At 52.6% G+C, this 18,897-nt stretch carries 16 protein-coding genes; 7 read left to right on the forward strand and 9 right to left on the reverse strand.

The window, feature by feature from the left end:
• Positions 1-234 precede the first annotated feature (234 nt).
• The 7 genes from VA597_RS05655 to VA597_RS05685 form a co-directional block, all read right to left on the reverse strand.
• The gene (locus VA597_RS05655; protein WP_326975501.1) at positions 235-1,848 is read right to left on the reverse strand and encodes a class I adenylate-forming enzyme family protein; all 1,614 of its coding nucleotides are present in this window, start codon (positions 1,846-1,848) and stop codon (positions 235-237) included.
• 434 nt (positions 1,849-2,282) lie between these two features.
• Entirely contained in the window at positions 2,283-3,257 is a 975-nt protein-coding gene (locus VA597_RS05660) for an ABC transporter permease (protein WP_128741835.1), read from the reverse strand.
• A 16-nt stretch (positions 3,258-3,273) separates the two neighbouring features.
• The gene (locus VA597_RS05665; protein WP_128741836.1) at positions 3,274-4,782 is read right to left on the reverse strand and encodes a sugar ABC transporter ATP-binding protein; all 1,509 of its coding nucleotides are present in this window, start codon (positions 4,780-4,782) and stop codon (positions 3,274-3,276) included.
• Positions 4,783-4,888: 106 nt separating this feature from the next.
• Complete coding sequence (locus VA597_RS05670; RefSeq protein ID WP_128741837.1) at positions 4,889-5,986, reverse strand: substrate-binding domain-containing protein; 1,098 nt, start codon at positions 5,984-5,986, stop codon at positions 4,889-4,891.
• 57 nt (positions 5,987-6,043) lie between these two features.
• Complete coding sequence (locus tag VA597_RS05675) at positions 6,044-6,487, reverse strand: RbsD/FucU family protein (RefSeq protein WP_128741838.1); 444 nt, start codon at positions 6,485-6,487, stop codon at positions 6,044-6,046.
• A 14-nt stretch (positions 6,488-6,501) separates the two neighbouring features.
• Positions 6,502-7,425, reverse strand: coding sequence for a ribokinase (gene rbsK, locus VA597_RS05680; RefSeq protein WP_128741839.1), 924 nt, complete (start codon positions 7,423-7,425; stop codon positions 6,502-6,504).
• Positions 7,422-8,468: a LacI family DNA-binding transcriptional regulator gene (locus VA597_RS05685; RefSeq protein WP_128741840.1), complete on the reverse strand. Its 1,047-nt coding sequence runs from the start codon at positions 8,466-8,468 to the stop codon at positions 7,422-7,424. Before VA597_RS05685 ends, rbsK begins: the two co-directional genes overlap by 4 nt.
• A gap of 288 nt (positions 8,469-8,756) precedes the next feature.
• On the opposite strand from VA597_RS05685, the gene deoC reads away from it, so the two are divergent.
• The 7 genes from deoC (at position 8,757) to VA597_RS05720 (ending at position 16,914) form a co-directional block, all read left to right on the forward strand.
• Complete coding sequence (gene deoC / locus VA597_RS05690; RefSeq protein WP_128741841.1) at positions 8,757-9,392, forward strand: deoxyribose-phosphate aldolase; 636 nt, start codon at positions 8,757-8,759, stop codon at positions 9,390-9,392.
• Between the two features lie 503 nt (positions 9,393-9,895).
• Positions 9,896-10,675 (forward strand): enoyl-CoA hydratase-related protein, encoded by a 780-nt coding sequence (locus VA597_RS05695; RefSeq protein ID WP_128741842.1) that lies wholly within the window; start codon positions 9,896-9,898, stop codon positions 10,673-10,675.
• Between the two features lie 222 nt (positions 10,676-10,897).
• Complete coding sequence (locus tag VA597_RS05700) at positions 10,898-12,457, forward strand: acyl CoA:acetate/3-ketoacid CoA transferase (RefSeq protein ID WP_128741843.1); 1,560 nt, start codon at positions 10,898-10,900, stop codon at positions 12,455-12,457.
• A 66-nt stretch (positions 12,458-12,523) separates the two neighbouring features.
• A complete protein-coding gene (locus VA597_RS05705; RefSeq protein ID WP_442861474.1) occupies positions 12,524-13,861 on the forward strand; it encodes a GntP family permease in 1,338 nt (445 codons plus the stop codon).
• A 215-nt stretch (positions 13,862-14,076) separates the two neighbouring features.
• Complete coding sequence (locus tag VA597_RS05710; protein ID WP_128741845.1) at positions 14,077-15,219, forward strand: acyl-CoA dehydrogenase family protein; 1,143 nt, start codon at positions 14,077-14,079, stop codon at positions 15,217-15,219.
• A gap of 381 nt (positions 15,220-15,600) precedes the next feature.
• Positions 15,601-16,035 (forward strand): MarR family winged helix-turn-helix transcriptional regulator, encoded by a 435-nt coding sequence (locus tag VA597_RS05715; RefSeq protein WP_205703202.1) that lies wholly within the window; start codon positions 15,601-15,603, stop codon positions 16,033-16,035.
• A 270-nt stretch (positions 16,036-16,305) separates the two neighbouring features.
• Complete coding sequence (locus VA597_RS05720) at positions 16,306-16,914, forward strand: phospholipase D family nuclease (protein ID WP_205703203.1); 609 nt, start codon at positions 16,306-16,308, stop codon at positions 16,912-16,914.
• Between the two features lie 166 nt (positions 16,915-17,080).
• Here VA597_RS05720 and VA597_RS05725 read toward each other — a convergent pair whose 3' ends face one another.
• Together VA597_RS05725 and VA597_RS05730 are read right to left on the reverse strand one after the other, a co-directional pair.
• Complete coding sequence (locus VA597_RS05725) at positions 17,081-17,443, reverse strand: hypothetical protein (RefSeq protein ID WP_128741846.1); 363 nt, start codon at positions 17,441-17,443, stop codon at positions 17,081-17,083.
• 271 nt (positions 17,444-17,714) lie between these two features.
• On the reverse strand, positions 17,715-18,671 hold the full coding sequence (locus VA597_RS05730; RefSeq protein ID WP_243112752.1) for a LysR family transcriptional regulator: 957 nt from the start codon (positions 18,669-18,671) through the stop codon (positions 17,715-17,717).
• Positions 18,672-18,897 lie beyond the last annotated feature (226 nt).

Raw genomic sequence — 18,897 nt, forward strand, 5'->3', positions numbered from 1 at the left:
TTGGCCTCATCTCCTTTTTTGGTTTACAGTAGCATCAGCAACTGATATAAGAGCAAGTTGCATGCCACTTTCTAAATCAGGATAAAGAAAGAGAACAACCGGCACATAACATAAACTGATCGACGAAAACATGTTAATGTTGCATAATTCAAGCCTTGTTTCGTGAAGATCAATTTGCAGCAAATGTGACAGATTGTGTCTCAATGTTGCGGGGTTACAAGTATATGCAACAGATTACCCGACCGGGAGCGGGGGTGGCTGCAGTTCTGTGTCGGCGTAGATCTTTCGCAGCAGGACTTTGTCTATCTTGCCGGTGGCGTTCCGGGGAATCGTTCTGAAAAAAATCCTTTTCGGTCTTTTGAACTTCGGCAGTGCTTCGCAGAAATCCATCAGTTCGTCCTCGGAGCAGGCTGCTCCGGGAAGCAGTTCAACCACGGCGACCGCAGCTTCTCCCAGCCTGCAATGGGGAAGGCCGAATACGGCCACATCCTTTACGAGCCGTTGCTGCCGGATAAAATCTTCAATCTGTACGGGGTAAATGTTTTCTCCTCCGCTGATAATGACGTCTTTTTTTCGGTCCACGATATAATAGAAACCGTCCTGATCCTTTGTTGCGATATCTCCCGTATGAAGCCACCCGCCCTTCAGAGCCAGGGCGGTTTCTCGTTCCTCCTTATAGTACCGGCTCATCATTCCGCCGCCGCGCAGCAGAAGTTCCCCGGGTTCCCCAAATTCAGCAGGCTTTCCGTCCTTATCAATGATCTTTGCTTTCCAACCTTCGACCGGACGGCCGATCGAGCCCGCCTTCTGTAGATTCTCCCTGCCAAGATTGATGCAGCCCGGGCCGCCGGATTCCGTGAGTCCGTAGCTGATGTCAAAATCCAGTTTTGGAAAGTAAGCCTCCATTTTTTTCAGTACAATGGGAGGTATGGGCTGTGCGCCCATGTGGATCATACGCAGGTCGTCCAAAAAATAGTCGCCGAGGTTCATCCCGCCCAGTTCCAGCGAGCAGAGGATATCCTGTGCCCAAGGCAGCAGCAGGAATGCGATTGTTACCTTCTCCCTCGAAACGATTTCGAAGAAGGCGGGTACGCTGAAACCCAGCATCAGTACTCCTCTGCCGCCCGTCAGCAGATTGCCCATCCAGTGCATTTTCGCTCCGACATGGTACAGCGGCGGGATGAGAACGAAACAGTCGCCGTGAGTCTGTCCGTGATTCCTGCTTTCCTGTTCACATGTCAATTCCAGAGTGTGGTGGGTATAGACGACCGCCTTCGGGGAGCCGGTCGTTCCGGAAGAAAAATAGATTGCGGCATCGTCGCCGGTGGCGATGGTATTTCCCGGGTCATCTGTGCTGCTGATTCCAAACGTGTCATTGTAATGTTCCGCAAAGGCCGGGCATTCGGTTTTCCGCCCAACAAAAATGAAGGAGCGGATTCTGCGCATGCTGCCCAGTCCCTTTTGGACCTGCTGAACGCATCTTTGGTCCAGTACCATTGCGTCTAGATCGGCAAATTCCGCGCTGCGGACGATTTCCTGCGTTGTATAGCGGAAATTCAGGGGCACGACCATGGCTCCGGAGCGCATGATGCCGAAATAGACGGGAAGCCATTCGATTCTGTTCATCATGATCATGCCGACTTTATTTCCCCTGCCGATCCCCCTGCCGTTATAAAAATTTGCAACCCGGTTTGCATACTCGTCGAACACACGCCACGTGATCTCGCGGCGGCGTTCCGAATAGGAAGCGTCGTCGAAGGGGACAAGACCCTTTGATTCGACGGAGGTCAAAGCGGCTTCCTGTCCGTAAAGCACAGCGTTTTGCCTTAATATCTCTGTAACAAGCATGATACCCCTCCAATAAAATAGGCTGGTTTTTGGAAACTTATCACACCGGTTCCAATATCCAGATGGAATTACCCATTCGATATAATGAAGCAATTGCTGTGCCAATTTTTCGTTCTGCCTGCGCGCAGCGTTAATTTTAGTCGAAACCCGTCTAAAACAGGACAATATTTCACAAGCCCCATATTAATCCCTGTGTATTTCAAAATTCCGTGCGTAAATCAGGCGGTATTTGAGCGGATGAATCACAGATTGTGTCTTGTCAAAAGGAAACAGTCCCAACTTGTGTTGCGGTTGGACAGAGCGGTTTTTAATCAATGCGGATATCGTTTCGCGGAGGAACTCGCCTGAAAAGGGCGCAAAAATGCCGAAAAGCCCGGCAAGGCCGGACTTTTCGGCAGGATGGGATGAACCATTGATGTAATCGGGTTGGTTTGCTACGCCTTTTTCCTGTTCTTCAGCATATCCATGGTGACCGCGAAGATGATGAGCACGCCGCTGGTGATTTCAAGCACATGAGTATTCAGTCCGAACTGGACCCCGGCGTTGTTGATCAGAACCATGAGAATGGTTCCGAGCAGGGTCCCGCTGATCGCCCCGCGGCCTCCCGCCAGGGACGCGCCGCCGATCACGGCCGCCGCGATGGCATTCATATCGTAACCGTCGCCGCCGGTCGGGAGCGCGCTCTGTACGCGGGCCGCCAGCATGATTCCCGCGATGCCGTACAGCAGGCCGGCAAAGGCGTAGACAAAATAAGTCATTTTTCTCACCTTGATGCCGCTCAGCCTGGCGACTTCCATGCCGCTGCCGATCACATACAGATTTCTGCCGAACACCCGGTATCGAAGAATCAAAAACACGATCACGGAGACCACGAGCCAGATAATGGCCAAAAAGGGGAGAAAACCGCCGATGCTGTTGTTCCCCATACTCAGAATCCGCTGATCCAGCCCGCTGACCGTGAGGGCGTTGCTGATGATGAGAACGATTCCGCGGATAATGGTCGAAGTGCCGAGCGTGGCAATCATGGGCGGCACCTTGAAATCGAAAATAATGACGCCGTTTAATAATCCCGCCGCAAGAGAAACGACCAGAGCCACGGCCAGCGTGAGATAAAAGCTGACGTGCGTGTCCCTTTGCAGCAGAGCGAGTACCATGCAGGAGAGGCCGGTGATGGCGCCTCCGCTGATGTCGATGCCCCCGGTAATGATAATCATGGTCTGTGCGACGGCGAGCACGCCGATGATTGCGCATTGCTTCATCAGATTTGTGATATTGTAAAGCGTAAAGAAGTTATCCGTGCAAAAAGACGTAATGACGAACAGAGCGATAATGATGATGCCCAGTGTGAATTCCGTTTTTTGAAAGGTTTTGCTGATTGCGCCGGATCTTTTGGAAATTTCATTGCGCATGGTAATCCTCCTCCACCTAGCTTTCTATGGATGCTTTACGGAGTACGTCTTCTTCTTTCAGAGTTTTCAGTTCCTCGTTGCTGAACTGGGCGGTGATTCTGCCCTGCGCCATGACGATCAGCCGGTCGGACAGTCCCATCACTTCCGGCAGATAGGAGGAAATCAGAATAATGCTTCGCCCCTGTGCCGTCAGCGATTCCATGATTTTATAAACTTCCTCTTTCGCTCCAACGTCGATGCCGACGGTCGGTTCGTCAAAAATCAGGATTTCCGGGTCCCTGCAGAGCAGCTTTGCGATGACGACCTTCTGCTGGTTCCCGCCGGAAAGATTACCTGCCAGCTGCAGGACGCTGGGAGTTTTGACATTGACGCGCTTTGAATAGCTTTCCGCCCGTTCGGTCTCTTTTTTGAGAGAAATCACGCCATGGCTGCTGATCATCTCATAGGAATTCATATTGATGTTGGTTTTGATCGGCAGCTGAAGTGCCAGACCGTCCGCCCGGCGGTCCTCCGTCAGAAAGCAGATCCCGTGTTTCATGGCGTCGCTGGAATTTCGGATCGTGGCCTTTTCGCCGTGGAGATACACGTCTCCGGTCAGTCTTTTCTCCACCCCGAACAAAGCCCGCATGGTTTCGCTGCGTCCGGCGCCGACGAGCCCCATAAACCCGAGAATCTCTCCCCTGTGGAGCGAAAAGGAGACCTCCTTAAAGTGGTCGCTGTCGCTGAAATTTTCGACCCGAAGCACTTCTTCACCGATTTCCTGATGCTTTATATCGTAAATATCGGACATCTTTCTGCCCACCATCATGGTAATCAGGGAATCCTTTGTCACTTCGCCGACAGGCTTTGTGTCGACGTACGAGCCGTCTTTCAGGATTGTAACGCTGTCGCAGATTCCCATAATCTCTTCCAGCCGGTGGGAGATATAAATGATGCTTACCCCGCGGCTTTTCAATTCTTTGATAAACCGGAATAGAATTTCCACTTTTTCGTTTTCGAGCAGCGCGGTCGGTTCATCAAAAATAACAAGCCGGATGTCCTCATTTGTTGAAATCTTGCTGATGGTAACCATCGCCTGCATGGCGATCGGCAGCTTCCGGATCTGGTCTCCGGGATTGATGTTCATTTCAAATTGATCGATGATCTTCCTGCTTTCCTCAGACATTTTCCTCCAGTCGACAGCACCGAATTTTGTCCTCGGCTGTCTTCCCAGGAAGTAATTTTCGGCCACGCTGAGGTCCGGGGCAATCGTTACGCTTTGATAATTCGCATATACGCCGTGGCTCTGGGCTTCCAATGCATTGGAATTGCTGACCCACTGGCCGTTGTAATTCATGGAGATCCTGCCGCGGTCAGGCTTTTCAACGCCCATGATGCATTTGATCAGGGTGGACTTTCCCGCTCCGTTTTCCCCGACAAGCGCCCTGATTTCACCTTTTTCGATTTCAAAGCTCACATCGTCCAGCGCCGTGACGCCGGGATAGAACTTGCTGATGTGTTCGATTTTTAAAATAGCATCCTGCATTGTTTCCCCCACCTAATTAGGAAGGGGAGGGGCTGTGCAGCTTGACGCACGCGGCACAACGGCCTCCCTTTTCATGTTTACGTTCGGCTGAGTTCCCGTTCGTCTCTTATTTTTTCAGCCTGGTTGGGTCCAGCAGATCCTGCATATCGGAGTTGTTCATGTTTTTGCCGGTGATGATGACGGGCGGGCAGTTTACCTGCTTCTTTTTCTCTGGGTTCGAACCGGTGACCAGAGTCTGGATCGCGTTTTCCATGCATTTGTATCCCTGCGCATAAGCGTCCTGAACAATGATCGCGTCGAGAGACCCGTCTTTCAGGGAAGAAATCTCGGTGTCGTCGGAATCGACTGCTACCGACACGATCTTGCTGCCGATGCCGGCCGCTTTCACGGCAAGGCAGACGCCGTCGCCGGTGATGTTGTTGCCGGAGTACATGCCGACCAGCTTGGAGCCGAAGGTGGAGATGATGTTTTCAGCATTGGACTGAGATTTTTCAACCACATTGCCGTTGTAATAGGTATCCGTCAGCGTCAGCTTGGGCGCGTTCTTTGCTATGTAGTCGCGGAAGCTCTGGATTCTGTGGTTCAGGGCCTCGTTTTCGACGTTCATGTTGATGCCGACCGTCCCCTGGGCGATATCCATTCCCTTTGCCTTCATGGCGTCGAGGAAGGCCTGGCCGGCCATTTCGCCTATGGTATCGTTGGAGCAGAAGTAGAATTCATTGTAGGAGTCCTGATGCGCTCCGTCGTCTCCAACCCCCAGACCGCAGTTCACAAAGTTCAGAATAATGCCGTTTTGCGTCGCCTCCGCCGCCTTTGGAACGGTGGCGTCGATCGCCAGGGTCGCCGTGACGATCGCATCCGGTTTCTTTGCGATGGATTCTTCAAAGGCGGTCACATAGTCTTCCGTCTGACTTTCCTCGGCGGGGCCGACCGTGGAAAAGTTGATTTTGATGCCTTCCTTTTGTTCCATGTCCTTCATGGCGTTTTCAATTCCGATGCCCACGTAAGTCCAGAACTGGGAGGCGGTGGACGGGGTCAGGTAAACGATGCTGTAGGTTTTGCCGGACGCTCCGGCCGACGTGCCGCTTCCCGCCTGTGACGAGGCGGACGCCGCGCTGCCCGAGGACGCGGAACCGCTGCTTCCGCAGGCTGTGAGTGAACACACCATGACAAACGCCAGGAATATTGCCGTCAGTCTTTTCATCTTTGATAGCTCCTCCATTTCTATTTAATAAATTTGCCCTTTCGGCAAATCTATTTCTTACAAAACACCCTTTTGCAGAATAAAACAGCCGTACGGCCGCCGCTCGCTTGTGCAGACCGTCACACAGGCCCTGCCCGCCTTCTCATAGAATTTGCTCCGCTCGATCTCTCCGACGAATTTTGCGTCATATCCGTTTTTAACAACCGCGTCAATCGCCTCGTCCCAGACTTCCGGGCGGTCCATGCTCACGCCGGCGTCCTTGTCCGGAACCATATATTCCACCGGATGGGCGCAGTATTCGGTATCGAGCGGCATGAGCTGAAGAATCGCGTCGATCATTTCAGCGGCGCTGTTTCCCTTGGCCTGGATACTGACGCCGCCCGGCGTCTTGGAGAGCGGCGGGTAAAAATCATCCGCCACGATCAGGATATCCCCGTGGCCCATGTCCGCCAGTGCCTTTAACAAATCGGAACCAATTCTTGTCGGAATCCCTTTCAACATTTTGCTACACCCCTTTATTCATGCGCTTTTAAAAAAGCGTCAATTTCTTCCCTGCTCGGCATGGACGGCGTCGTTCCAAGCCGCTGAACCGAGATTGCCGCCAGCGCGCTCGAAAAGCGCACCGCCTCCCAGATGTCTTTTCCTTCGGCCAGAGCCGCCAGCAGACCGCCGCTGAACGCGTCTCCCGCCCCTGTGGTGTCTATGGCGTTCACCGGAAATGCCGGGATGATTTCCTCCCTGCCGTCGGAAGAAACAAACACGCCTTTCGATCCGAGCGTGATAATGACCTTTCCGACTCCTTTTTTGTAGAAAAAGTCCGCCGCCCGTTTGGCGGATGCAAGGTCCGTGACCGGAACGCCGGTCAATTCCTCGGCCTCGACCTCATTGGGGGTCACTATGTATGCTCTGGAAAGAAATTCGTCCGTCAGCGGAGCGTAGGGCGCGGTGTTGACGATTACCCGGCAGCCGTGCCGAACGGCCAGATCGGCGGCCATCTCGTTCGCTTCCTGGTTCACTTCCAGCTGAAGAAGAACGTAATCCGACTCCAGGAGCACGGGCTCGATCGCTTTCACTTCCTCCGGAGTGATCGTGCTGCAGGCGCCCGGGACAATGATGATTTCATTCTGGCTTGTTTTTTCATCGACCAGAATCAGAGCGATACCGGTTTCATTCTCTGCGGAATAAAAGAGATGGTTCTTCGGCATGCCAAGCCGTGACATCGTGTTCAACGCCACGTCCGCGAACACATCTTTCCCGAGCTTCGTGATCATTGCGACATCCGCCCCGGCCTTATGAGCGGCAACGCATTGGTTGAATCCCTTTCCGCCCGGACCCATCCGGAACATGGAACCTTTCACTGTTTCTCCCGCGACGGGAAGATGCGGGCTTCTCGCCATCAGATCGACCACGAAACTGCCGAATACAGCCACCTTGCTCATTGTTCTTCCCCCAAAACTGATTGTTTTTTTTCGGACCCCCGTTTGATCAGCCATGTTTTAACAAGATTTCTGTGGATGACCATGTGCCTGTCTGCCGCCGGGTCTTTTTGCTGAAATCTGCTTTCCAGAAGCCCCATGGCCTCGCAGCCCATTTCATAAACGGGCCTTGTTACAACCGTCAGGCGCACGTCCGTATATTCCAGTTCCTTGATGTCGTCGAAGCCGACCAGGGACACGTCCTTTGTCAGTTCCAGGCCCTTTTCCTTCATGTATCGCAGACAGCCCAGGGTCGTCATATTGTTCGAGGCGAAGACCGCCGTCGGCGGATGGTCCAGCTCCATCAGGGTTTTCATCGCCTGGTAGGACTCTTCTTCGCGAAAAAAGCCGTTCACGATATATTCGGGGTTCAGCTTGATATCATAGGCTTCCAGTGCTTTTTTGTATCCCTTCAGGCGCTCGTGCCCCGGTCTGGAGGTATCCGGACCCGTGATGATTCCGATCTCGCGGTGGCCTTCCTGGATCAGACTCTCAACGGCCAGAAAAACCCCGTTGGCGTCCTCTGAGAAGACGCCGTCAAAGCTGGAACCGGTGATATCGCGGTCGATCAGAACAACGGGGATGCCCTGTTCCTCGAATCGGTCCAGCCTCTTTTTGGTCTCTTCGTCGTGTTCCGAAACGGGAATGATAATTAGACCCTTAACCATTTCGGTCTTAATGGAATCCAGAATCTTGTGCTCCCTTTTGGAGTTTTCATCCGTGCCAAACATGAACACGTTGTAATCAAAGTCCAAGGCTTTGTCTGTAAGCCCGTGCAGGATTTTGCTGAAAAAAGGGTTTTCAATATCCGGGACCAAAAACGCGATATTCTGCGACCCTCCGACGCTGAGGTTCCTTGCAAGCGCGTTGGGAACGTAATTCGTACCCTCAATGACCTTAAGGACCTTTTCCCGCGTCGACCTTTTGACATTCTTATTGCCGTTCAATACCCTGGAAACCGTTGCCGGGGATACGCCGGATTCTTTTGCAACATCGTAAATATTCATATTACACATTACCGCTTAACTTGTATTTTTTGAAACCACTTTCATTACTTCTATGCCTATAAAATAGCACAGAAAAATACGAATGTCAATTAAAAAATTGATTTTTACCGTTAAAAAAATTAAAATTTTTTATCTGGCTTGTACTATTTTGTTTAATATTACAGATAAATTTTTTTATTTTTTTATTCTTTTGGAAGCGGTTTTACTTGAAAAATGTGCGCTGTCATGCTATAATCTGCATGTAATCGGGAGAGTGGTTTTCGTATTAACAGAAAGGGAGCAAGCGAAATGGGAATTGCAGGTAAAATCGATCATACGATGTTAAAAGCGGACGCGACGACGGAGACCGTTAAACGGTATTGCGCGGAAGCCAGAAAATACGGATTTGCCTCCGTCTGTGTCAACAGCTGTCATGTTCCGCTGGTTGCCTCGGAGCTGAAAGGCTCAAAGATCAACACATGCTGCGTGGTGGGCTTTCCTCTGGGCGCCATGCTGACTTCCGCCAAGGCTTTTGAAGCCGCCGAGGCCGTTAAAAACGGTGCCGCCGAGGTGGATATGGTGATTAACATCGGTGGAATCAAAGATCGGAACTGGGATTTCGTCCAAGCCGATATTGCGGCCGTTGTCAAAGCCTCGAAGCCGGCGATCGTGAAGGTGATCATTGAAACCTGCCTGCTGACGGAGGAGGAAAAGGTGAAAGCCTGCGAGCTGGCCGAGGCCGGCGGAGCGGATTTTGTAAAAACCTCCACCGGGTTTTCCGCGGGGGGCGCGACCCTGGAAGATATCAGGCTGATGAGGAAGACCGTTGGAAACCGGCTGCGGATCAAAGCCAGCGGCGGGATCAGAACGCCGGAATTTGCAAAAGAACTGATTGAGGCCGGCGCGGACCGGATCGGTGCCGGCAACGGAATGATACTGCTGTAAAAGCACGTTCCTTTTTGCGGCCGATTTCTGGCGGAAATCTTTTTGCGCTTCGCAGCTCGGAAATCGGCCCGTCTAAAATACGATTGGCATTTTTTATTTGCGCTCCAGGCTTCAGCCTGGGGCGTTGTTTTTTTGCGCCGAGTCCTTCAGGGGGGACGATATTGGCCGTGCCCACACGGTCCTGCCCTTTGCCGCGAGAGGTTGAATGCATCATTCTGAAATTTTTTTAACAATAATTTTAATCTCAGGCTGCATGAAAAAATATTCCTATTGTATCATCAAAAACATTATTAATCAAGAATATTTTCCATACAAAAATACTTGCATATGCAAGAAAAGATGCATAAAATACAAAAACATTATAAAAAATCTATATAAAAAATAACGAAAATAATTTGACATACGAACAATTTGGTGCTATAGTTCTCTTCAGAACAGGAAGTTGGAAATACTCCCTGGATTTTGGGTAGGAAGAACAGATTATTATTTAAGGAGGATTCTGTATGAACAATCTACTTCTGGAAGTGGAAAACGGCGTTGCCCTGCTTACCATCAACCGGCCCAAAGCGTTGAACGCCCTCAACAGCGAAACTCTGGCGGAACTGAACCAATGTCTGTCTGAGCTTGAAGGGCGTGAGGATGTAAATGCGGTTATCCTGACGGGCTCCGGTGAAAAGTCCTTTGTAGCCGGTGCGGACATCTCCGAGATGGTGAACGCCACCCCGAAGGAAGGCCGCAGGATGGGTCTTCTGGCCCGCGAGGCTTTTGGGCGGCTGGAGAATATGCCTCAGGTCACCGTTGCGGCAGTCAACGGCTACGCTCTGGGCGGCGGCTGCGAAATCTCCATGGCCTGCGATATCCGCGTTGCTTCTGAAAACGCCAAATTCGGCCAGCCCGAATGCGGCCTCGGCATTCTCCCCGGCTTTGGCGGGACCCAGCGTCTGGCCCGCCTGGTGGGCAAGGGCCGCGCCAAGGAACTTATTTTCACCTGCGACATGATCGATGCCCAGGAGGCTTTCCGCATCGGCCTGGCCAACCATGTGGTGCCCCAGGCTGAGCTGATCGACTACTGCAGGAAGATGGTCGGGCGCATCATGAAGAACGGTCCCTTCGCCGTCTCTCTGGCAAAGCAGGCCATCAACACCGGCCTCAACACCGACTTGGACAGCGGCTTGAAGCTGGAGGCCAATCTCTTCGGCCTGTCCTTCTCCACCGAGGATAAAAAAGAGGGCATGACCGCCTTCCTGGAGAAGCGGAAGGAAAAGCACTTTATCGGGAAATGATTCCATTCCGGCAGCGCATAAAATCCGCTCTGATGGATGCTTTACATAATTGATACGCTCCCCCAAAGTGCCCGTCCGGGGTGCTTTCCGGTGTTCGCCTGTTTGAATTGCTTTCTGTAGAACGGGTTTATTTGGCGGATTTTTTTGTAGGGGCTTCCTGAAAGGAAGCCTGGAAAAAGGGGCGGTTCCATCAGCCGCCCCATATGAGACGGAGGTAAGACAATGGCAAAAAAACCGATTATCACGGCCGACGAGGCTGCGGCATTGGTAAAGGATAACGCGACCATCACGAACAGCGGCTTTGTGGCCACCTGCATGCCGGAGGCCCTCACCAAGGCTCTGGAGCGGCGTTTCCTGGAGACTGGATCACCTAAAAATCTGACTCTTTTTTACTCCGCGGCCCAGGGCAACCGGGACGGGAGCGGCGCCGACCACTTTGCCCATGAGGGAATGACCAAACGGGTCGTCGGCGGCCACTGGAATATGGCTCCCAAGCTGGGCGAGTTGGTCCTGCAAAATAAGATCGAAGGTTACAATTTTCCCCAGGGAACTCTGTCCCAGATGTTTCGGGACATCGCGGGCCACAGGGCTGGCACCTTGACCCATGTCGGCCTGAACACCTTTGCGGATCCCCGGATAGAGGGCGGGAAACTCAACCAGATCGCCACGGAGGACCTTGTGCAAGTGGTAAGCATCTTCGGTAAGGAACAGCTTCTTTATAAGACCCCGTCCCTCGACATCGGCTTTATCCGCGGCACCTATGCCGACGAAAACGGAAATGTTACCCTGGAGCATGAGGTTGCCTCCACGGAGGCAACCTCCATGGCCCAGGCGGTGAAAAACAGCGGCGGGAAGGTCGTTGTGCAGGTGGAAAAGGTCGTGCAGAGCGGCGTCCTTGACCCCCGGCTAGTCAAGATCCCGGGCATCTATGTGGACGCCATCGTCGTCTGCGAGGATAAGGCCGACCACACGCAGTGCGTTGGCTGCGAGTACGATGGGGCCATGTCCGGCGAGTTCAGGGTGCCTCTCGCCAGCCTGGAGTTTCCTCCCATGAGCGCCAAAAAGATCATCGGACGCCGGGCGGCTCTGGAACTGGAGCCCGACAAGGTAGTCAATCTGGGCATCGGCATTCCCGAATACATATCCATGGTTGCCAGCGAAGAGGGCATCGGCGACTATATGACGCTCACGGTGGAGGCCGGCCCGGTGGGCGGCGTTCCTCAGGGCGGGCCGAAGTTCGGCGGCTCCGTCAATGTGGAAGCCATCGTGGATGAGCCCTACCAGTTCGACTTTTATGACGGCGGCGGTGTGGATCTCGCTTTTCTGGGGCTGGCTCAGGCCGACAAGGACGGCAATATCAACGTCTCCAAGTTCGGTTCCCGGATCGCCGGCTGCGGCGGTTTCGTCGACATCACCCAGAACGCCAAACGGGTCTTTTTCTGCGGCACCTTTACCGCGGGCGGGCTCAAGACCAAGGTGGAGGACGGCAGGCTGGTCATTACCCAGGAGGGCAGGGAGCAAAAGCTGATCGACACCGTGCAGCAGATCACCTTCTCCGGTTCTTACGCTTCCAAGATCGGCCAGCCCGTCATGTACATTACGGAGCGCGCGGTGTTTGAACTCCGGTCCGACGGCGTCTATCTCACCGAGGTGGCTCCCGGCATCGATGTCCAAACCCAAGTGATCGACCTGATGGGCTTTGTCCCGAAGACGGACGGCAAGCCCAAGCTCATGGACCAGCGCATCTTCTCAGACGGCCTGATGGGACTCAGAAAGGACTGAGTCGCCTTACCCCCCGCGATCGTTAAAAGCTGGAAACAAACAATGAAGGAGTGGTAGCCTTTGAATATGAGCATTCTTATCCTGGTGATTGCCATCATCCTCTTCGGCGTTTTGGCATTCAAACAGTTCAGCGCACTCATCCTGGCACCCCTGGTCACCATTTTTGTGATCGTCGTCTCGGCGCTCCTTGTCGGACATCCGGTTGCCATCCTGACGGGCCTGAAGGAGCAGTTCATGCCGGCAGCTACCAGCTACATCACCCAGTACTTCCTGGTGTTTTTCGTGGGCGCGCTGTTCGGTGCCGTTTATCAGTTCACCGGCGCCGCCAAGTCCATAGCCAGAAGCATCACCGGCCTGTGCAAGGGGAAGCTGGTTGCCCCCATCATCATGACCATTACCGGCATCCTGACCTACGGAGGAATCTCCGGTTTTGTGGTGTTCTTCGTTGTCTATCCCATCGCGCTTCAACTGTTCCGCGAGGCAAACCTGACCCGCCGGCTTATCCCGGCCGCCATCTCAGCCGGCTGCTGGACCTGGTCCATGTACGGCCCCGGCTCCCCCTCCATCCAGAACGTCATCCCGATGACCTCTCTGGGCACCCCGGCCACCGCGGCTTTTCTGCCTTCCCTCATCATCACCATCGCCTCTTATGTGATGATCTTCGTGTGGCTGGAGTGGCGTTCCCGCTCCTTCACCAAAAGGGGTTTCCTGTTTGCCGACGACCGCCTGCAGACCCAGCTTTCCCCTGAGGAGCTCCAGGGCGAGGAGGACGAGGCCCTGCCCAACGTCATCGTGGCCGTCATTCCCATTATCCTGATCCTGTTTTTTTTCAATGCTCCTCTCTTTAACGGAAAGGGCCTGCCGGTTGAGACTTCCGTCATGATCGGCATCATCGTGGCGATGATCCTGATGTTTTCCCGCATCCGGGGCGGCATCAGCGCCTGGGTCAAGATTTTCAACAAAGGTGCCGCCGACTCCGGCGTGGCCATCCTGAACACTGCCATCGTGGTGGGGTTCGGCGGCGTGGTGAAGAACACGCAGGGCTTTACGGATTTGGTGGCCTCGCTGAAGAATCTGCACATGCACCCCCTGTTCTTCGTCATGATCACTGTGGCCGTGTGCGCCGGTGTCTGCGGTTCGGCCTCCGGCGGTATGGGCGTGGCCTTTGACGCGTTGAAAAAAACATACATAGCGCTGGGTGCCCCGCTGCCCTATGTCCACCGGATTGCCGCCATCGCTGCCGGCACTCTGGACAGCCTGCCCCACCAAGGCGCTCAGATTACCCTGCTGGGCATCTGCAAGCTTACCCACAAGGAAGCCTATTTCGATATTTTCATCACCCAGATCGTGGTTCCCTTCATCGCCTGCTTCCTCTTCATTGGTTTGGCTGTCTTGGGACTCTGAGACCCGGCTGTCTGCTCCCTCTTGCTGCGGAGCGCCCTTCATCAGACCCTCTGGAAGGACGCTTCCGCTTCCCTCCGATCTGAGCAAGGCCGGATCGTTGACAAAGAAAGCGGCCAATGGCAATGCGTAGTTTGTATATAAAATTATTTGCATTAGAACATACACCTATTTCATAATTTTACCCGTCAGGGTATCGACAGAAAGGATGAGTTTTCATGAATTTTGAGCTGACGCAAGAGCAAGAACAGATTCAGAAGATGGTGCGCGAATTTACTGAAAAAAAGCTGCTCCCGGGAGTGCGGGAGCGGGACGCCAACAGTGAATTTCCCCTGGAGGCATTTAAGGAACTGGGCAAGACCGGCCTCTACGGCCTGCCTTATCCCGAGAAGTTCGGCGGCCAGGGAGGCAGCTATCTGGCCTATATCCTTGCCGTTGAGGAGGTTTCCAAAGTGGACGCCGCATTCGGCATCTCCTTCTCCGTGGACACTTCCCTTTATGGCGGCAGCATCATGAATTCTTCCGCTCCGGACAATATTAAAAAGAAATTTCTGGAACCCATTGCCAGCGGCCGCTGCATCGGATCCTTCGGCCTCACCGAGCACACCGCCGGCTCCGACGCCGCCGGCCAGAAGACCGTGGCCACAAAAGACGGGGATTCCTACATTCTGAATGGCGGCAAGTGCTTTAATACGAACGGCCCGCTCGCCGACTACTCGGTGATCTACAGCCTTACCGACCCCGAGCTTGGCACAAAAGGGATGGCGGCTTTCGTCGTGGAGAAGGGGACCCCCGGCTTCACCGTCGGCCATATCGAGGACAAAATGGGCATCCGCAGCGCCCAGGTTTCCGACCTGCATCTGGACAACGTCCGTGTCCCGGCGGAAAACATGATCGCCAAACCCGGCGAGGGTTTCAAGCTGGCCATGAAGACGCTGGACGGCGGCCGCATCGGCGTGGGAGCCCAGGCGCTGGGCATTGCCAAAGGCGCCTTTGAAATCGCCCGTCAGTATATGAAGGAGCGTGAACAGTTCGGCAGGCCACTCTTCAAGCAGCAGTATCTGGCTTTCAAGATGGCGGAACTCCAGACCGACATCCAGAAGGCTGAGCTGATCCTCTACAGGGCCGCCATGTTCAAGGAGGAGGAGAAAGCCTACAGCGTCCCCGCCGCCATGGCGAAACTGACCTGCACCGACACCGCGATGAAAGTCACCACCGAGGCGGTCCAGCTCCTGGGCGGCAACGGCTACATGAAGGGCTACGATGTGGAACGCATGATGCGCGACGCCAAGATCACCCAGATCTACGAGGGAACAAACGAAATCCAGAAGCTGGTCATCAGCGGCTCTTTGTTCCGCTGAGAAACTTTGCTTCCATTGCCGTGCCGTTCAGCCGCGTCTCATAAGCCGCAGAAACTCCATTCCAATTTTTCTTCTGAGATGCGGCGGATTTGTTTCTGCGTGATAAAAAAGTGAAATATTTCGTATTCAGTATAGAATTTCACCAATAATTATGTTATAATGCTGCAAACGGTCTTTCCGGTCAGCGGAAGGACCGCTTACAGCTTAATTTTTTGAAACGGCGTTCTGCACAGGGTATCTTGTCTTCGGAAATGGCTGCGAAAACTTGCTTTGCCGGGCGTAAAATATGCCGGAAAACAGAGCGTTCTGAAGCAAGGCCCCGATCTTTGCTGCTCGTATGGCAGGATGGCGTGTTTAATTTCAAAACGGGATTGGTATATTATGGATTTTTCTTTTTGCATCAATTATCTTTTGACAGTCGCTCAGCACGAAATTTTTATGAACTTTGCCGCCGGCCTGGCACCTTATGGCATTACTCCCGGTCAGTATGGCGTACTTAACTGTCTGTGGACCTATGGGCCCTGCACCCCGAAGGAGATCGCCAAGGAACTTCGCCTGGAAAATTCCACGATCTCCGGCGTTCTGGACCGTATGCAGAAGAGGGGAGTGATCGACCGGGAATTGGACCCCAACGACCGGAGAAGTATCCAGGTTGTGCTGACCGAAGAGGGAAAGGCCATGAAGGACGATGTGCTTCGGGTCATCGATGATTTGAATGATGTTGCTCTGAGCCCCTTTACCCAGCAGGAGCGGGATACTCTCATCTATTGTCTGAGAAAAATCGGCAATGTGGAATCTCATGGGTCTCCGCGTTAAAGGGACAATGGAGTTCCGCGTTTCTTTTTGTTTGCCGCGCCGGGGTTCAGCGCGGTCTTTTGTAATCTTTATCTGACGGATTGTTGCGATAGAAAGAAAACCGCCGGCCTAAGCTGGCGGTTTTCTTTCGCAATTCTTAAACCGAAACGGCACGAAAAGGAAGGCTTCCGAATGACCCGTGGGTTACCATGGGGAACGATCCGGTCCAATCCGCCCTGATGGGATATTGTACGGGAAAGACCCTTAAAAATGCGTATAAGGAGCGACTTCATGAAGAAAAGATTGTTTACGTTGATTTTGACTGTGACGTTGGCTTTGGGAATTTCAGGATGCTCTGCCTTTCATGACACCGCCAGTCAGTTGTTCAGCCAAATGGAAAACGTTCCTGCGGCTCCGGTGTCAGCTGCGGTATCCGGATCGTCCGTCTCGGTGTATTTCCCGAGAGCGGGACAGGATGCGGAGGGGAAATTAATAGAGGAAATCGGCTCGGCGGAGAAGAGGCTGGATGTTGCCATCTACAGCTTCACAGACAAAAAAGTTGCGGACGCGATCGCGGGAGACAAAAAGCGCGGCGTGGCGGTCCGCTTGATTTCAGATAAAGAGTGCTCCGGCGCATCCAGCCAGAAAGCATGTTTGAAGATCGTAAAAAACGCGGGCATCCCCGTGAAAGTCAATTCCCATTCCGGTATCATGCATCTGAAAGTATCCATCATCGACGATTCGTCCGTTACAACCGGAAGCTATAATTATACCGCTTCCGCGCAGAAAAAAAACGATGAGAATCTGGTTGTTGTCGCCAACGAAACAATTGCGGGCGAATATGAGAAAGAATTTGACCGGATGTGGAACGATACGAAAAATTACACCTTTTTATCCTGATTTCGATAACAGTTCCGACCCGGTTCTCCCGCCGGCTCCACGGCAACCTGCCGCATGGATACGGGCGTGATTACACGGCGGCTGGTAAACAATGGCCGCCCCGCAAAGGGACGGCCATTCTGAAAGTGAAAATAAAAGACCAGTCCGTAAGGGCCGCTCTGTTCATTTACGGCGATATCTCGGAACGGTGTTCTTTTTTATCGGCCACGTCACGTAGAATGTTTGAGCCGGGCTGATCTCCCATCTGATCGGCAAAATCTCTTAAAATCTGAGAATAGGACTGAGCTTCGCCGTCAGCGCCCGTTCTTTTCGGATTTTTCCCGAAAGGCCGGCGTTCGTCGCTCAAGCGTTCGTGAAACCGGAATTCTCTGTCTTCGTCGCTGTCCTGAGAGGAATTCGGATCAAGTTGACGTTCGCTCTCAACGTCGCCGTTTTGTGCATTTTCAGAAATGGACTGAACTTCAATATGATCAGCGTTTTCTTGCAAACATCTTAAATAATAGGTGCGAGAGCAACTATAACTGCTCATTTTATCCCTCCGAAATACAGAATTGTTATATAATATGATGCAATGCCAATTTACGTCAATTTCGATTTACAGCAAGTTAAACCGTATTGGTTCTATTGACAGCGGCCGCCCCTTTGTGGGGCGGCCGCTGTTTCTTTAAGCTATATCGCCGTGAGAAATAAATTTCAGGTTCCGCTGGAACAGGCGGCGGAATTTCTGATTCGGACTGCAAAGCTGGAATAGTAAACTTGCGAATGCGCCGGAAGAACAGGAAGCCGGGCTTATTCCCAGGTTAAGACTGCCCGGAAACTACGCGGATGGAGGACCCGCCGGTCATGTCTTCGTAATAATTTATGATATGGTGCGCAAATTGCCCCGCGAGGCGCTGATGGGATTCGACCTCTTTTGGAATAACCAGAACAGTGTTGCGGGTAATCGGGGAATCCATCCGGATCGCAACCACGTTGTATTTCGTGGTTGCGATCCGTTTCGAGAGAAGGGATACGCCGAAATTTTCTTCTACCAAACCCAAAATGGTATCCACCTGGTCGCATTCAAAGACGATGTCGGGCCGCAGTCCGCACTGGCGGAAGGTTTCCCGGATTATGGTATTCAAGCTGTAGCTTTCGTTCAGAATCACCAGCCGTTCGGCGGCAAGCTCCTGCCAGGAGATCGTCTCGCGCTTCGCAAATTTGTGCTGGGGACCAATAATCACATGATATTCATCTAACAAAAGAGTGTAGAGACGGTACTGCCCTAACTGATATGCATCGATGTTTGAGGTTTTGGAAATGGGAGAAATGATGTGGGCTATAAAGGCCATGTCGATTTTTCCGGCCATCAGCTGATTCATCAGTCCCACGGTATCTCCTTTTTCAATGTCGATGGAGACGCTTTTGTCAGGATACTGTTTTAGAAACGAGGAAATCGGTGCAGTAAGGCCCACGCGGCCCATGTGTTCTACGCTGCCTATATGCAGGTGGCCGCTCGTGGAGAACCGCTTGACTGCCGAAAGCAAAGCGTCGTAATCGGTCTGAATTTTTCGGGCGTAAGATTCAAATTCATGACCTGCCGGAGTCAGGGTGGCTAACCGTTTGCTGCGGTCGAAAAGCTGGATGCCCAGTTCCTTTTCAAGTTTACTTATATTTTTGGACAGCGCGGACTGGGAGATCGATACTTCAAAAGCTGCCTTGGTAAAGCTCTTTTGATCTACGATATGAATAAAGCATTTTATCTGAAACAAATCCATCAAGCCACGCCCTCCTTGTACGTTATGCTGTAACGATTTAATAATAGCACGTCAAAAAAAGAAAGACAACGGAAGTCCAAAACAAACCTTCCGGAATTGGATATCAAATTGGAAATGTTATTTTCCAATTTGATATCCGATTCCAAAATGGAATCCATATTGCGAGAATCTATGTACTTATTCAATTTTCAAAACACAGGATTCCAAATTGAAATTGCGTTGGCCA

The sequence above is a fragment of the Caproicibacter sp. BJN0012 genome (assembly GCF_035986805.1).
GTDB lineage: Bacteria > Bacillota > Clostridia > Oscillospirales > Acutalibacteraceae > Caproicibacter.

Coding starts and splice junctions, on each gene's coding strand:
- VA597_RS05655 (WP_326975501.1), bottom strand. CDS start 1,848: ATGCTTGTTACAGAGATATTAAGGCAAAACGCTGTGCTTTACGGACAG.
- VA597_RS05660 (WP_128741835.1), bottom strand. CDS start 3,257: ATGCGCAATGAAATTTCCAAAAGATCCGGCGCAATCAGCAAAACCTTT.
- VA597_RS05665 (WP_128741836.1), bottom strand. CDS start 4,782: ATGCAGGATGCTATTTTAAAAATCGAACACATCAGCAAGTTCTATCCC.
- VA597_RS05670 (WP_128741837.1), bottom strand. CDS start 5,986: ATGAAAAGACTGACGGCAATATTCCTGGCGTTTGTCATGGTGTGTTCA.
- VA597_RS05675 (WP_128741838.1), bottom strand. CDS start 6,487: ATGTTGAAAGGGATTCCGACAAGAATTGGTTCCGATTTGTTAAAGGCA.
- rbsK (WP_128741839.1), bottom strand. CDS start 7,425: ATGAGCAAGGTGGCTGTATTCGGCAGTTTCGTGGTCGATCTGATGGCG.
- VA597_RS05685 (WP_128741840.1), bottom strand. CDS start 8,468: ATGAATATTTACGATGTTGCAAAAGAATCCGGCGTATCCCCGGCAACG.
- deoC (WP_128741841.1), top strand. CDS start 8,757: ATGGGAATTGCAGGTAAAATCGATCATACGATGTTAAAAGCGGACGCG.
- VA597_RS05695 (WP_128741842.1), top strand. CDS start 9,896: ATGAACAATCTACTTCTGGAAGTGGAAAACGGCGTTGCCCTGCTTACC.
- VA597_RS05700 (WP_128741843.1), top strand. CDS start 10,898: ATGGCAAAAAAACCGATTATCACGGCCGACGAGGCTGCGGCATTGGTA.
- VA597_RS05705 (WP_442861474.1), top strand. CDS start 12,524: ATGAGCATTCTTATCCTGGTGATTGCCATCATCCTCTTCGGCGTTTTG.
- VA597_RS05710 (WP_128741845.1), top strand. CDS start 14,077: ATGAATTTTGAGCTGACGCAAGAGCAAGAACAGATTCAGAAGATGGTG.
- VA597_RS05715 (WP_205703202.1), top strand. CDS start 15,601: ATGGATTTTTCTTTTTGCATCAATTATCTTTTGACAGTCGCTCAGCAC.
- VA597_RS05720 (WP_205703203.1), top strand. CDS start 16,306: ATGAAGAAAAGATTGTTTACGTTGATTTTGACTGTGACGTTGGCTTTG.
- VA597_RS05725 (WP_128741846.1), bottom strand. CDS start 17,443: ATGAGCAGTTATAGTTGCTCTCGCACCTATTATTTAAGATGTTTGCAA.
- VA597_RS05730 (WP_243112752.1), bottom strand. CDS start 18,671: ATGGATTTGTTTCAGATAAAATGCTTTATTCATATCGTAGATCAAAAG.